Genomic DNA, 14,331 nt, shown 5'->3' on the forward strand with positions numbered 1-14,331 from the left:
TCCTGAGCGGCGACGCTATCGATCATTTGGGCGTCGGCAAGTTGTGAAGCTCTACTGCTCGCTTGTTGACCTGTTCCGCCAAACAATCCTCGCGCTCGGACCCGCTCAATTTGCCGCAGATTGTCGGCAGCTGGTTTGCCCAGGCGATCTGACCCTGAACAACCGGGTTTGGGGACGTGCCACCCGACGACCTTCCGAGCGCCTTCAGCCGGATCATCTCCTTGGCCATGGTCCGTTCGGCTTCGCGCATTGCGGCCCGCTTCTGCCGCGTTTGCTGCATCTCCGAAAGCATGTCCCGCGTGTCCTCCCGCGCATCCTGCGAGATGTTCATGAACATCATTTGGACAGCATCCTCGATCGGCATTTTCGAGAAATCCGGCTCGGTTGACTCGAGCAACATGGCAAGAATGATCATTCGGCAGCCTCATCCAATGGCGGGCGGTTGTGGCCGAGCAGGCGGAGGACCTCGTCGGCGGCATCGGCGAGGTTGGTGCCGGGGCCGAAGATCGCCTGCACGCCCGCGGCGCGAAGATCGGCATAGTCCTGCGGCGGGATGACGCCGCCGGCGACCACCTTGATGTCGGCGCGGCCCATCTCGCGAAGCGCTTCGATCAGCTCGGGGATCAGGGTCCGGTGCCCGGCGGCGAGGCTCGACGCGCCGACCACGTCGACGTCATGCTCGATCGCCATTTCGGCAGACTCGCGCGGAGTCTGGAACAGCGGTCCGGGGATCACTTCGAAGCCGAGGTCGGTGAAGGCGGAGGAGACCAGGTTCGCGCCGCGGTCGTGGCCATCTTGGCCCATCTTCGCGACCATGATCCGGGGCTTGCGGCCGAGCCGTTTCGCGACTGCCTTGGTGCCTTCAACCGCGGCCTGCCAGCCGCCGTCCGAGCGCGCGGGGCCATAGATGCCGCGCACGGGCTCTGGCACCGTTCCGTAGCGGCCGAACGCGCGCTCCAGCGCATCCGAAATCTCGCCGAGCGTGCAGCGCGTCCGCGCGGCTTCGACGCTGAGCTTGAGCAAATTCTCGTCGCCCCGCGCGCCCGCTTCCAGCGCACCCAGCGCGGCGCGAACCTTCGCCTCGTCGCGGCTGCTACGAACCTTCTCGATCTTGGCGATCTGGGCGCTGCGGACCCTGGCATTGTCGACTTCGAGGATGTCGTGCTCGGGCTCGCTGTCCGGCTGGTAGCGGTTGACGCCGACGATCACCGTTTCGCCGGTGTCGACCTTGGCCGCGCGCGCCGCGGCGGCTTCCTCGATGCGGTGCTTGGGCAGGCCCTCAGCGACCGCCTTGGTCATCCCGCCGTGCGCCTCGACCTCCTCGATCAGCGCCCAGGCCTTTTCCTCGAGCTCGCGAGTCAGCGCCTCAACATAATAGCTTCCGCCGAGCGGGTCGGCGACCGCGGTCACGCCGCTCTCCTCGGCCAGGATCAGCTGCGTGTTGCGGGCGATGCGCGCGGAGAAATCGGTCGGCAGCGCGATCGCTTCGTCATAGCTGTTGGTGTGAAGCGACTGAGTACCGCCGAGCACCGCGGCGAGCGCCTCGATCGTGGTGCGGATGATGTTGTTGTAGGCGTCCTGCTCGGTCAGGCTGACTCCGCTAGTCTGGCAGTGGGTGCGCAGGCGCTTGGACTCGTCTTTCTTGGCGCCGAGGTCGGTCATGATCCGGTGCCACAAGGTGCGCGCGGCGCGGAGCTTCGCGACCTCCATGAACAGGTTCATGCCGATGCCCCAGAAGAAGCTAAGGCGACCGGCGAAATCGTCGATATCGAGCCCGTCGGAGATCGCGGCGCGGACATATTCCATGCCGTCGGCGAGCGTGTAGGCGAGCTCCTGAACCGCCGTCGCTCCGGCCTCGTGCATGTGATAGCCGGAGATGGAGATGCTGTTGAACTTGGGCATCTCGGCCGCGCAATAGCCGATGATGTCGGCAACGATCCGCATCGAGGGTTCGGGCGGATAGATGTAGGTGTTGCGGACCGCGAACTCTTTCAGGATGTCGTTCTGGATCGTGCCGGTCAGCTTGTCGTGCGGGACGCCCTGCTCTTCGCCCGCGACGATGAAGAAGGCCATGACCGGAAGCACCGCGCCGTTCATGGTCATGCTGACGCTCATCTCATTGAGCGGGATGCCGTCGAACAGCAGCTTCATGTCCTCGACCGTGTCGATCGCGACTCCGGCCATGCCGACATCGCCGGCGACGCGGGGATTGTCGCTGTCGTAGCCGCGGTGGGTGGCGAGGTCGAAGGCGACGCTGAGCCCCTTCTGTCCCGCTTTCAGGTTGCGGCGATAAAAAGCGTTGGACTCTTCCGCGGTCGAGAAGCCGGCGTATTGGCGGATCGTCCACGGGCGGCCGGCGTACATCGTCGCATAGGGTCCACGGGTGAACGGCGCGAGGCCCGGCCAGCCGCTGTCGACGCCATCTTCCGGTCCGTAGACGGTGGCTAGCTTGATGCCCTCGACCGTCTCGCGGCTGAGGTCGCGTCCGCGCGATTCCTTCTCGGCGAGCTTGTCCCAGTCGGATTTTGACGGCTTTTCGGTCATTGGCGACGGTCTTTAGCCATCAATGCGAGCCTTGCGAAGGCAAGGAAGTTTAGGCGCAAGCCTCAGGGTGCGGCCCTCCGCGCCGTCGGCCATGGTCCTCGCATTGGAGAAGGATTTGATCATGACCGCCCGCCAAATGACGGACACTTACCGCAGCCCCGCGCAGGAGGTGGCGCAGGCCTGCGCGGCCAACCCCGTCGCCATCCTCATTCCCTGCCATCGCGTGATCCGCAGCGACGGTGGCCTGTCCGGCTATCGCTGGGGCGTCGCACGCAAGCGAGCGTTGCTGGAGGCCGAGCGCCGGGCGGTCGTCCAAGACACGCTTCTTTAGTGCGCGCCCTTCGGCGTCTCCATGATCTCGGTGAGGACGCCGCCCATGTCCTTGGGATGGACGAAGAAGACGAGCGTGCCGTGCGCGCCGATGCGCGGTTCGCCGAGGACGCGCGCGCCCCTCGCCTCGAACTCGGCCTTGGCGGCGTGGATCTCGGGCACTTCGAAGCAGACGTGGTGCTGGCCGCCAAGCGGGTTCTTCTCGAGGAACTTCACGATCGGGCTGTCGGGGCCAAGCGGCTCGATCAGCTCGATCTGGCTATTGGGCGTGTCGACGAAGCAGACGCGGACGCCCTGCGCGGGAAGATCGAACGGAGCGCCATGCGGCTCCGCGCCGAACATGGCCTTATAGAGCGCTAGGCTGTTTTCGATCGACGGCGTCGCGAAGCCGACATGGTTGAGGCGTCCGAGTTTCATTGTTCGACGGTCACTTCCGAATTGACGCTGTTGGCGATGAAGCAGTCATCGTGGCTGCGGTGATGGAGGTCGGCGAGCTGCTCCGCGCTCGGCGCGTCGCCGACCCACTGGATCTTCGGGCGGAGGGTGACCTTGGTCACCGCGATCTTGCCGTCGGCGCGCTTCTCAAGAACGCCCGTCGCCTCGTCGACGTAGGACGAGATCGCGAAGCCGGCGCGGCGTGCATAGTCGAGGAAGAACAGCATGTGGCAGCTGGAGATGGCCGCGATCAGCGCTTCTTCCGGATCGACTCCGGCTGGATTCGAAGTGCCGGGCGGGACGTTCTCCGGCGCGGCGCTCGCTGGGACGATTGTGCCGCCGTCGAAGGCCCATTCGTGCCCGCGATAATAGCGGCCCTTGCGGTACCCTTCGGGATCGTCGCCGCTCCAGCGGACGGTTGCGGTGTAGGTGCTCATGCCGACCTCAAAGCGGGATGTTGTCGTGCTTCTTCCACGGATTTTCGAGCTGCTTGTTGCGGAGCTTGCGCAGCCCCATCGCGACACGGCGGCGGGTCGAGTGGGGCATGATCACCTCGTCGATGAAGCCCTTGCTCGCCGCCACGAACGGATTGGCGAAGCGCTCCTCATATTCGGCCGTGCGCTTGGCGATGGTCGCGGCGTCCTTGGCATCCTGGCGGAAGATGATCTCGACCGCGCCCTTGGCTCCCATCACCGCGATCTCCGCGGTCGGCCAGGCATAGTTTAAGTCGCCCCTTAGGTGCTTTGACGACATGACGTCGTAGGCGCCGCCATAGGCCTTGCGCGTGATGACCGTGATCTTGGGCACCGTCGCTTCGGCGTAGGCGAACAGCAACTTCGCGCCGTTCTTGATGATGCCGTTATGCTCCTGTGCGACGCCGGGGAGGAAGCCGGGGACGTCGACGAAGGTCAGGATCGGGATTTCGAACGCGTCGCAGAAGCGGACGAAGCGCGCCGCCTTCTTCGATGAGTTGATGTCGAGCACGCCGGCCAAGACCATCGGCTGGTTGGCGACGACTCCGACGGTGCGCCCCTCGATCCGGCAGAAGCCGATGATGATGTTTGCGGCATGCGCCGGCTGAAGCTCAAAAAAGTCGCCTTCGTCGGCGACCTTCCGGATCAGCTCATGCATGTCATAGGGCGTCGCCGCGCTCGGCGGCACGAGCGTGTCGAGACTGTCCTCGATACGGTCGACCGGGTCCTCGCACGGTCGTTCGGGCTGATCGTGGCGGTTGCTCAGCGGCAGGAAATCGAAAAACTCGCGCGTCGCCAGCAGTGCGTCGATGTCGTTCTCGAACGCGACGTCGGCGACGCCCGACTTGGTCGTGTGGGTGATGGCACCGCCGAGCTCGTCCTGGGTGACGACCTCATTGGTAACGGTCTTCACCACCTCGGGGCCGGTGACGAACATGTAGGATGAGTCCTTCACCATGAAGATGAAGTCGGTCATCGCCGGCGAATAAACCGCGCCGCCCGCGCACGGGCCCATGATCAGGCTCAATTGCGGAATGACGCCGCTGGCGAGCACGTTGCGCTGGAACACCTCGGCATAGCCGGCGAGGCTGGCGACGCCCTCCTGGATGCGCGCGCCGCCTGAATCGTTGAGGCCGATCAAAGGCGCGCCGACCTTCATCGCCATGTCCATGACTTTGCAGATCTTCTGCGCGTGCCGTTCGGACAGCGAGCCGCCAAACACGGTGAAGTCCTGCGCGAAGACATAGACCAGGCGGCCGTTGATCGTACCTGAGCCGGTGACCACGCCGTCGCCGGGAACGACTTGGTCGGCCATGCCGAAGTCCGTCGCATTATGTTCGACGAACATGTCATATTCTTCAAAGCTGCCCGGATCGAGCAGCACAGAAAGCCGCTCGCGCGCGGTTAGCCGGCCTTTGCCGTGCTGCGCGTCGATACGTTTCTGGCCGCCGCCCATGCGGGCAGCTTCGCGCCGTTTCTCAAGCTCTTCGATCGTCGTCGCCAAAGGCCAGGTCTCCTTGGCCCCGCGTCCTTCCACGCGGCGTTCGTCGGGTCAATCGGGCGGGCTGGCGAATGGTGCACCGCACAATCGCATTAAATCGGATTAATCCAGCGGCTATTGCGGAACCGTAATCCCCCGCCGCTGGTTCATCAGTCGGGCCATTTACAAGACGGAGGACAAAGGGAAAATGCTTACGCGCGTTGGGGTGCCTGTTGTGTCGGATACCGAACATTCGGAGCCGGCGTCGCAACCCGCCACTTTGATCTGCTTTTCGCACCTGCGGTGGAACTTCGTGTTCCAGCGACCGCAGCACCTCATGATGCGCTTCGCGCGCGACATGGACGTGATCTTCTGGGAAGAACCGATCGAGATTGGGCCGAAGGAAACGGCCTACCTCCAGGTCCGTGAAGCCGAAGACGCTGCGAGCGTTCGGGTCGTTGTTCCGCACCTTCCGGCCGGCATGCCGGAGGATGCGCGCGAGGCTGCGCTCAGCCGCCTGCTCGATGCGCATGCGTCGCCCATCCGCGGGCCCCTAATTGCCTGGTATTACACGCCGATGATGCTGCCCTTCTCGCGGGCGCTCGACGCCGACGTCGTGGTGTTCGACGCGATGGACGAGCTGTCGAAATTCAAGTTCGCGCCGGAGCATTTGCTCGATCTCGAGCAGGAGCTGATCGACAAGGCCGACATTGTCTTCACCGGCGGCTCCTCGCTCTACGAAGCGAAGAAGGACCGCCACCCGAGCGTCCATTGCTTCCCGTCATCGGTCGACCGCGCGCATTTCGCCAAGGCCCGCGCGAGGCAGTTCGACCCGGCCGACCAGGAAGACTTGCCGCGCCCGCGCCTCGGTTTCTATGGCGTGATCGATGAGCGCTTCGACACGGAGCTGCTCGACAAGGTCGCGGAAATGCGTCCCGACTGGCAACTCGTGATGGTCGGTCCGGTCGTGAAGATCAGCCACGACGACCTGCCGAAGCGGCCAAACATCCATTACCTCGGCGGCAAGACGTACGCGGAGCTTCCCGCGTACCTGTCGGGCTGGGATGTCGCGTTGATGCCGTTTGCGATGAACGAATCGACGCAGTTCATCTCGCCAACCAAAACGCCCGAATATCTCGCGGGCGGAAAGCCGGTCGTGTCCACCCCCGTCCGCGACGTCGTCCGCACCTACGGCGACCTTGAAGGCGTGAAGATCGCGTCGACTCCGGAAGAGTTCGTGGCGGCGTGCGAGGAAGCGCTGAAGCTGTCGCGTGAGCCGTACGAGTGGCTCTCGGAAGCGGACCTGATGCTGTCCGCCACCAGCTGGGACACGGTGCAGGCGCGCATGGCGGGCCTCATTGCCGAGTTGCTCGGCACTGGCGCGTCGGCTTCTCCGGCGCTGCTCGTGGCGGCGGAATGACCACGGCTCCCGGGGGCCCTGACAGGGGCAAATACGATTATCTGATCGTCGGGGCCGGCTTTGCCGGCTCCGTTCTTGCCGAGCGTCTGGCGAGCCAGCACGGCGCGAAGGTTTTGTTGATCGACCGCCGGCCCCACGTCGGCGGCAATGCCTATGATGAGCCCAACGAGGCGGGCATCCTCTATCACAAATACGGACCGCACATCTTTCACACCAACAGCGACCAGGTGGTCGACTACCTCTCGCAATTCACCGAATGGCGTCCCTACGAGCACCGGGTGCGCGCCATGGTGCGCGGGCAGCTGGTCCCGATCCCGATCAACCGCACGACCCTGAACAAGTTGTTCGAGGTGGAACTGGAGACAGACGAGGATGCGGAGCGCTATCTCGCGTCGCGCTCCGAGCCGGTGGCGGAGATCGAAACTTCCGAGGATGTCGTCGTCAACGCCGTCGGGCGCGAGCTCTACGAGCTGTTCTTCCGCGGCTACACGCGCAAGCAATGGGGCCTCGACCCTAGCGAGCTCGATAAGTCGGTGACCGCCCGGATCCCGACCCGGACCAACACCGACGACCGCTATTTCACGGACACGTTCCAGGCGATGCCCAAGCACGGCTACACCAAGATGTTCGAGAAGATGCTCGACCATCCGTTGATCGAGGTGCGCACCGGCGTCGACTATCGCGACGTCCGCGACGAGGTCGATTACGACCATCTTATTTTCACCGGGCCGATCGACGAATATTTCGACCACCGCTTCGGCAAGCTTCCGTACCGGTCATTGAGGTTCGATCACCAGACGCTGGAGCAGGAGCGCTTCCAGGATACGGGAACGGTCAATTACCCGAGCGAGGACATCCCGTTCACGCGGATCAGCGAATATAAGCATCTGACGGGCCAGGAATCGCCGGTGACGACGGTCACCTATGAATATCCGTCGGCCGAGGGCGACCCTTATTATCCAATCCCGCGGCCGGAGAATCAGGAGCTGTTTAAGCGCTATGAAGCGCTCGCCGACGCAACCGAAGGCGTGACCTTCGTCGGGCGGCTCGCAACTTATCGTTACTACAACATGGATCAGATCGTCGGGCAGGCGCTGGCGACGTTCCGGCGGATGGACGACAAGCGAAAGCGGGAACAGGCACGGCCCACCACCGTTGCCGCTGAGTGAATCGTCCAGCCAAGGTTCCAGCGCCCGTGTCGGGCACCTACATCAATCCGGTCATCGACGCGGACTTTCCCGACCCGGCGGTCATTCAGGCGCCGGACGGTTTTTACTATGCCTACGCGACGCAGACCGAGCATGGCGACGAGTGGATCAACATCCAGGTCGCCCGGTCGATGGACCTCATCCACTGGGAGCAACTGGGCGACGCCCTGCCGGTAAAGCCGAACTGGGCGCAGGAAACGCAAGACTTCTGGGCGCCGAGTGTGCTCTTCGATGGCTCCACTTACTTCATGTATTATTCGGCGACACCGGACGTCTGCGAGCATCCGGAGCGCGGACATTGCCTGGCCGTCGCGACAGCGAAATCGCCGGCCGGCCCGTTCACCGACATGGGCATGCCGCTGCTGCACGGGATGGGCTTTGAATACATTGACCCGATGGCGTTCGACGATCCGGCGAGCGGCAAGCGCCTGCTGTACTGGGGGTCGGGATTCCTGCCGATCAAGGTGCAGGAACTGGCGGAGGACCGGTTGTCGTTCGCCCCGGGCAGCCAGCCGATCGACCTCATCTGGCCCAACGGGAAAAAGGGTGGCTTCCCACGCCTGGTCGAGGCGGCGTGGGTGATCGAGCGCGAGCAATTTTATTATCTATTCTACTCGGGTGACAATTGCTGCGGCCCGCACGCCGAATATGGCGTGATGGTAGCTCGCTCGGAAAGCCCCACTGGCCGGTTCGAAACGCTCGAGCAGGCCCGCGGCGTGCCGCACAGCCTTATGCTGTTCAAAAGTGAGCGCTGGCTTGCCCCCGGGCACAATACGATTGTGACCGACAAGGCCGGGGATACCTGGATTATCTATCACGCGATCGACGTGAATCGCCCGCGCCAGACGCAGGACGATGAAATAAACAGCCGCCGGATCCTGCTGATCGACCGGATCGAATGGAAGGACGGCTGGCCCTACGTCGGAACGCCGTCAGACGAGGCGAAGGCGGCGCCGGTCACCTAGTCGATCGTCGCCACCGTGACCGAACAACTCCCGCTGGATCTGATATTCTTCGAGCAACGCGGAATCGACATGGCGGCTACCGTCGGCGGTCACCGTCGACAGCAGGCCGGCCTCGGCGTGCCGGCTGTTGTCCCAGCCCGGGTAAGCCGTGATCGGGTACCAGCAGATGCCCTCGACCCTCGCGCCGCCGTCCATCGCCCGCCGGACCTCGCTGCACACATAATGAAGCCAGGACGCTCGGCCCGAACCTTCGGCGCCAGTTTCCGACAGGAATACGGGCTTGCTGTAGCGCTCCGCGACCTCGACCAGCATCTCGCCAAGCGGTCGATATTCATGATGGCCCATGGGAATTGGCGCGCCGCCGTCCGCATACCATTGGTTGTGCGGGTAGAAGTTTAGACCGATCACGTCGATAAGCGACGGATCGCCGCCAAGCTCGGGCTGCGCCCTGCCCAAAATCCAATCGTGAGCCTCGAACTGCCCCAGGCGGGCGGCCTCCGCCACCCTCACGTCGGCACGGCGATGGCTGCGCGGCGCAGTGTGGACCAACGGCTCGGCCGAGACCATCAACGCGTCGGGCCGCGCGCTCTTGATCGCTTTTGCAGAAGCGATCGCGGCGCGCACCAACTGGCGCTTGAACACGCCGACATCGGTCGGCCCCATGCCGGTAAAATAGCCGACCTCGACCGCCCAGGACGCGAAGTTGATTTCATTGAGCGGGCAAATGAGCGCTCGGCCGTTGCTGGACTCGCGATGCTTTTCGACCGCGGCCTGCGCGAATTCGGCGAAGCGATCGGGAAAATCCGCCGAGCCTGCGTCCAGGTGGTTCGGGGTGCCGTAGTGGAACAGGTCCCAGATGACCTCGACGCCGGCGCGGTCGGCGGCCTCCAGCGCGGGAAGCCAGCTCGACCAGTCATATTTGCCCGGCGATTTTTCGATCAGGTGCCAGCGAAGGCCATCGCGCAGCGTGCCGAAGCCGAGCTCCCGGCACTGGCGATAATCCTGCAGCACGTGCTTGTCGTGCGAGGTCGCGCGAATGAGGTCGAGACGCACCCCGTCGCGCCGCTTGTGCGACGCGCATTCGAAGCCGGCCTGGAAAAAGCTGGCGAAAATGGAGGCTGAACCGCTGCCCATCGGACCTCCAATGCGCGAGGCAGGAAAATGGCCCCAAATCGCCGGCGCTGGCACAATCTCGCGATTGGTGCTTTTGAGCAGGAATGCGACAGAACTGGCCCGAGAAATTGTGGCTCGTCCGACACGGGCAAAGTCAAGGCAATGTCGCGCGCGATGCCGCCGACGAAGCGGGCGCGCACGAGATTGACATCGACCTTCGCGACGTCGACGTCCCGCTGTCCGACCTCGGGCACAAGCAGGCGGAGGCGGCAGGGCGCTGGTTCGCCGCGCTGCCGCGCGATGAGCGCCCCGAGTTCATCCTGTCTTCGCCCTATGTCCGGGCACGCCAGACCGCGGAAATCATCTGCAATGCAGGCGCGCTGTCTGGTGCGGCGGCACGCACCATCGTCGACGAGCGCCTGCGCGAGCGTGAGTTCGGGATTTTCGACCGGCTGACCACGCTCGGGATCAAGGACCGCTTCCCCGACGAGGCGGCGCACCGCCGGCGGCTCGGCAAATTCTATCATCGGCCGCCCGGCGGCGAGAGCTGGGCCGACGTGATCCTGCGCCTCCGCTCGATGCTCAACACGATCAACCTTCACTATTGCGACCGCCGCGTGCTGGTCGTGTGCCACCAGGTGGTGGTGCTGTGCTTCCGCTACATCCTCGAGGAACTGGACGAGGCCGCGATCCTCGGCATCGACAAGCAGTCGGACGTGCTCAATTGCGGGATCGCCGCGTACGACTTCGAGCCGGACGCTAGGGGCACGTGCGTGCCCGAGCTGTGCCTGTGGAATTACGGCGCACCGCTTGAAAGCGAGGGCGCGCCCAAGACCTCGGCCCCGGACGCGATGGCGGGAACGCGGTGAAGCTCGACGAGGCTGCGCTTGACGCGCACCCGCTCCCGCCGGTCGCCGACGGCGACAAGGAAACCAAGGGGCAGCTGCTGGTCATCGCGGGAAGCCGCGAAGTGCCGGGCGCAGCGCTGCTGACCGCGACCGCGGCAATGCGCGCGGGCGCCGGGAAACTCCGCATCGCGACGGGGGAAAGCACCGCGACCCAAGTCGGCGTCGCCATGCCGGAAGCGATGGTGATTGCGCTGCCCGAAGAAGAAGATGGGTCGCTCACCTTCGCCGCGGCGGACGAGCTGGCCCGTCAGGCCGACACTGCTGATGCGATCGTCGCCGGGCCCGGCCTTAAGGAAAGCGAGAGCTGCAAGCGGATTGCGGACAGGTTGCTGGAATCCAACGCAAAGCTCGCCTTCGATGCAGCCATGCTTCGTTGCCTCGAACCTTTGCCAGATAACAAACATTCGTCTGAGTTGATTCTCTTGCCCCACGCAGGCGAGCTCGCGGACATGCTCGATTGCGACGAGGAAGCGATCGAGCGCGACCCTGTCGGCTGCGGCCATCGTGCCGCCGAGCTTTATCGCGCCATCGTCCTGGTCAAAGGCGTCGCCAGCAATGTCGTCACCCCACGCGGAGAGCATTGGACCTACGAGGGCGGCGCACCCGGGCTTGGCGTATCGGGCAGCGGCGACGCGCTCGCCGGGATTGTCGCAGGCCTGCTTGCCCGCGGCGCGGAGCCGCTCGATGCCTTGTTATGGTCGGTGTGGCTGCACGGCGAAGCGGGCGCCTCGCTGGCCAGGAAAATCGGTCCGATCGGCTTCCTCGCCCGCGAAATCGCCGGCGAAGTTCCCGCCTTACTTCCGCGCTGAGGCCTTGCTCGCCTGGTGGCGCTCGAGCTCGTCGCCGATCAGCCGCACGACGTGGATGACGTTGGTCGATCCCGCGGTCCCGAACGGAATGCCGGCCATGATGATCACCCGGTCGCCGCCCTTCGCCAGCTGGTGGCGGAGCGCCATGCGCTTGGCCTTTTCGACCATCTCTTCGAAGCTCGAGACGTCGCGCGAGTGGACCGCGTGAACGCCCCACAGCAGGCCCATCCTTCGCGCGGTATGCTGCGACGGACTCATCGCCAGGAGCGGGACCGGCGGGCGCTCGCGCGCGATCCGGCGGGCGGTCGCGCCGGAGCTGGTGTAGCACAGCATCGCGGTCGCCGAGACGGTGCCGGCGATCTGCCGCGCCGAGCCGGCGAGCGCGTCCGCCGTCGTCGGCTCAAGCCGCGTCTGGGTGAAGTGGATGCGGCCCTGGTAGCTCGGGTCGCGTTCCACGCTGGTTGCGATCCGGTCCATCATCTGCACCGCTTCGCACGGATACTGGCCGGCAGCGCTCTCGGCCGACAGCATCACCGCGTCCGCGCCGTCATAGATGGCAGTCGCAACGTCGCTCACTTCGGCCCGCGTGGGCGTCGGCGAGGTAATCATCGATTCGAGCATCTGCGTCGCCACCACCACCGGCTTGCCGTGCTGGCGTGCGGTCGCGACGATCTTGTTCTGAAGCGGAGGCACCTGCTCGGGCGGAAGTTCGACGCCGAGATCACCGCGCGCGACCATCACCGCGTCGGCCAATGCAACGATATCGTTCAGCCGGTCGATCGCCGCCGGCTTCTCGATCTTCGCGAGCAGCGCCGCGCGCTCCCCGATCAGCGAGCGGGCCTCGGCAACGTCCTCCGGCCGCTGGACGAACGAAAGCGCAACCCAGTCGGTGCGCTGCTCGAGCGCGAACGCCAGGTCGGCCTTGTCCTTGTCCGTCAGCGCCGGGATCGGCACCACGACATCGGGCACGTTGACACCCTTATTGTCGCTGACCGCGCCGCCGACCTTCACTTCGGTGACGATGCGGTCGCCATCGGCTTCGATCACGCTGAGACGCACCTTGCCGTCGTCGATCAGAAGGTTGGTCCCCGGCCGGATCGCCTCGAACAGCTCAGGATGCGGCAATTGGACGCGCTTGCTGCTGCCCGCCTCGTCACTGCCGTCGAGGATGAACTTCTCGCCCTTCTCCAGCATCGCCCGGCCGCCGTCGAAATGGCCGACGCGGAGCTTCGGCCCCTGGAGGTCGAACAATATCGTGGTCGGGCGCCCGAATTCCTTTTCGAGCGCGCGGATATGATCGACCAGCTTGGCTTTCTGCTTGTGGTCGCCGTGGCTCATGTTGATGCGGAAAGCGTCGGCGCCTGCGAGCATGAGCTTGCGAATCATCCGCGCGTCGCTCGACGCGGGGCCAAGCGTCGCGAGGATCTTCACCTTGCGCGAACGGGGAGGAAGCGTGTCAGTCACTGCGCGGCCATAGCCGCTTGATATGACGGTTCAACCCGCTAGAGCCTTCGCTCACACATCGAAAACCGGAGTTTTGACGACATGGCGGAAGGTGCCGTCGCGGCCGATCAGCTGCGACTGTTCATCGAGCGCATCGAGCGCTTGGAAGAGGAAAAGAAGGGCATCTCGGACGACGTCCGCGACGTCTATGCCGAGGCGAAGGCCAATGGCTACGACCCCAAAATCATGCGCATGATCGTGCGTTTGAGGAAGATGGAAACCCACACCCGCCAGGAGCAGGACGCGGTGCTGGACACCTATCGCCAGGCGCTGGGACTCGCGTAAGAGGACGCCATGGCGGGGCATTCCAAATTCAAGAACATCATGTACCGGAAGGGGGCGCAGGATAAGAAGCGCTCCGCCCTCTTCTCCAAGCTCAGCCGCGAAATCACCGTGGCGGCAAAGATGGGCCTGCCCGATCCCGATGCGAATGCGCGGCTCCGCGCCGCCGTCATCGCGGCTCGCGCCCAGTCGATGCCCAAGGACAATATCCAGCGGGCGATCGACAAGGCCTCGGGCTCCGACGCCGAGAATTACGAAGAAGTCCGCTACGAAGGCTTTGGCCCGGGCGGGGTCGCGATCATCGTCGAGGCGCTGACCGACAACCGCAACCGCACCGCCACCAACCTGCGTACGGCCTTCTCCAAGAACGGCGGCAATCTCGGCGCAAGCGGCAGCGTCAGCCACGGCTTCTCGCGCCTCGGCCTGATCGAATATCCGGCCAGCGCGGGTGACGCGGACAAAGTGTTCGAAGCGGCGATCGAAGCCGGCGCCGACGACGTTGAAAGCGATGACGACGGCCACCGTATCTGGACCAGCGTCGAAGGCTTGCATGAGGCCGCGCGCGCGCTCGAGGGGCTGCTCGGCGAAGGCGAAGGGGCGAAGCTCGCCTGGCGGCCGTCGACCGAGGTCGAGGTGCGCGGCGATGATGCCGCCAACCTCATGAAGCTCGTCGATACGCTTGAAGAAGACGACGACGTCCAGACCGTGTGGGGTAATTACGATGTCCCCGACGACGAGCTGGAGAAGCTGGCCTGAGGTGGGGACGTTTTTGGCTGTTTGCGATCGCCTTGGTCATCGCGATTCTGATGCTGATGTATTATTCAGGCGCGTTCATGCAGGGTGATCAAGTTATCATCCCGG

General features: G+C 64.6%; 15 protein-coding genes. 8 read left to right on the top strand and 7 right to left on the bottom strand.

Going from position 1 to position 14,331, the window contains the following annotated elements; all coding sequences use genetic code 11:
• Positions 1-22: 22 nt before the first annotated feature.
• Positions 23-415 (bottom strand): hypothetical protein, encoded by a 393-nt coding sequence (locus tag AC4K8G_RS06890; protein ID WP_491733419.1) that lies wholly within the window; start codon positions 413-415, stop codon positions 23-25.
• The gene (gene scpA, locus AC4K8G_RS06895; RefSeq protein ID WP_491733420.1) at positions 412-2,544 is read right to left on the bottom strand and encodes a methylmalonyl-CoA mutase; all 2,133 of its coding nucleotides are present in this window, start codon (positions 2,542-2,544) and stop codon (positions 412-414) included. The genes AC4K8G_RS06890 and scpA overlap by 4 nt, the downstream gene beginning before the upstream one ends.
• 121 nt (positions 2,545-2,665) lie before the next feature.
• Between scpA and AC4K8G_RS06900 the strand changes: the two genes are divergently transcribed.
• Positions 2,666-2,875, top strand: coding sequence for a methylated-DNA--[protein]-cysteine S-methyltransferase (locus AC4K8G_RS06900; RefSeq protein ID WP_491733421.1), 210 nt, complete (start codon positions 2,666-2,668; stop codon positions 2,873-2,875).
• On the opposite strand, the gene mce is transcribed toward AC4K8G_RS06900, so the two are convergent.
• Genes mce through AC4K8G_RS06915 form a run of 3 tightly spaced genes read right to left on the bottom strand, consistent with a single transcriptional unit; the run spans position 2,872 to position 5,238 of the window.
• The gene (gene mce / locus AC4K8G_RS06905; protein ID WP_491733422.1) at positions 2,872-3,291 is read right to left on the bottom strand and encodes a methylmalonyl-CoA epimerase; all 420 of its coding nucleotides are present in this window, start codon (positions 3,289-3,291) and stop codon (positions 2,872-2,874) included. The two genes, AC4K8G_RS06900 and mce, sit on opposite strands and share 4 nt — an antisense overlap.
• On the bottom strand, positions 3,288-3,746 hold the full coding sequence (locus tag AC4K8G_RS06910; RefSeq protein WP_491733423.1) for an OsmC family protein: 459 nt from the start codon (positions 3,744-3,746) through the stop codon (positions 3,288-3,290). The genes mce and AC4K8G_RS06910 overlap by 4 nt, the downstream gene beginning before the upstream one ends.
• Before the next feature lie 7 nt (positions 3,747-3,753).
• Positions 3,754-5,238, bottom strand: coding sequence for an acyl-CoA carboxylase subunit beta (locus tag AC4K8G_RS06915; protein WP_491734429.1), 1,485 nt, complete (start codon positions 5,236-5,238; stop codon positions 3,754-3,756).
• Between the two features lie 232 nt (positions 5,239-5,470).
• Between AC4K8G_RS06915 and AC4K8G_RS06920 the strand changes: the two genes are divergently transcribed.
• Genes AC4K8G_RS06920 through AC4K8G_RS06930 form a run of 3 tightly spaced genes read left to right on the top strand, consistent with a single transcriptional unit; the run spans position 5,471 to position 8,855 of the window.
• Complete coding sequence (locus tag AC4K8G_RS06920; RefSeq protein WP_491733424.1) at positions 5,471-6,682, top strand: glycosyltransferase family 1 protein; 1,212 nt, start codon at positions 5,471-5,473, stop codon at positions 6,680-6,682.
• Complete coding sequence (glf, locus tag AC4K8G_RS06925; protein WP_491733425.1) at positions 6,679-7,851, top strand: UDP-galactopyranose mutase; 1,173 nt, start codon at positions 6,679-6,681, stop codon at positions 7,849-7,851. Before AC4K8G_RS06920 ends, glf begins: the two co-directional genes overlap by 4 nt.
• Positions 7,848-8,855 (top strand): glycoside hydrolase family 43 protein, encoded by a 1,008-nt coding sequence (locus AC4K8G_RS06930; RefSeq protein WP_491733426.1) that lies wholly within the window; start codon positions 7,848-7,850, stop codon positions 8,853-8,855. Before glf ends, AC4K8G_RS06930 begins: the two co-directional genes overlap by 4 nt.
• Here AC4K8G_RS06930 and AC4K8G_RS06935 read toward each other — a convergent pair.
• Entirely contained in the window at positions 8,823-9,989 is a 1,167-nt protein-coding gene (locus tag AC4K8G_RS06935; RefSeq protein ID WP_491733427.1) for a glycoside hydrolase family 1 protein, read from the bottom strand. The two genes, AC4K8G_RS06930 and AC4K8G_RS06935, sit on opposite strands and share 33 nt — an antisense overlap.
• 83 nt (positions 9,990-10,072) lie before the next feature.
• Between AC4K8G_RS06935 and AC4K8G_RS06940 the strand changes: the two genes are divergently transcribed.
• Together AC4K8G_RS06940 and AC4K8G_RS06945 are read left to right on the top strand one after the other, a co-directional pair.
• Complete coding sequence (locus AC4K8G_RS06940) at positions 10,073-10,837, top strand: histidine phosphatase family protein (protein ID WP_491733428.1); 765 nt, start codon at positions 10,073-10,075, stop codon at positions 10,835-10,837.
• Positions 10,834-11,685, top strand: a complete 852-nt coding sequence (locus AC4K8G_RS06945; protein ID WP_491733429.1) for an NAD(P)H-hydrate dehydratase — start codon at positions 10,834-10,836, stop codon at positions 11,683-11,685. The genes AC4K8G_RS06940 and AC4K8G_RS06945 overlap by 4 nt, the downstream gene beginning before the upstream one ends.
• Here the strand turns inward: AC4K8G_RS06945 and pyk are convergent.
• Positions 11,671-13,149, bottom strand: coding sequence for a pyruvate kinase (pyk, locus tag AC4K8G_RS06950; protein WP_491733430.1), 1,479 nt, complete (start codon positions 13,147-13,149; stop codon positions 11,671-11,673). The two genes, AC4K8G_RS06945 and pyk, sit on opposite strands and share 15 nt — an antisense overlap.
• Before the next feature lie 81 nt (positions 13,150-13,230).
• Between pyk and AC4K8G_RS06955 the strand changes: the two genes are divergently transcribed.
• Positions 13,231-13,473, top strand: coding sequence for a DUF2312 domain-containing protein (locus tag AC4K8G_RS06955; protein WP_491733431.1), 243 nt, complete (start codon positions 13,231-13,233; stop codon positions 13,471-13,473).
• Positions 13,474-13,482: 9 nt separating this feature from the next.
• On the top strand, positions 13,483-14,226 hold the full coding sequence (locus tag AC4K8G_RS06960) for a YebC/PmpR family DNA-binding transcriptional regulator (protein ID WP_491733432.1): 744 nt from the start codon (positions 13,483-13,485) through the stop codon (positions 14,224-14,226).
• The last annotated feature ends 105 nt before the right edge of the window (positions 14,227-14,331 follow it).

The organism is Sphingomonas sp. SP3 (genome assembly GCF_058514305.1).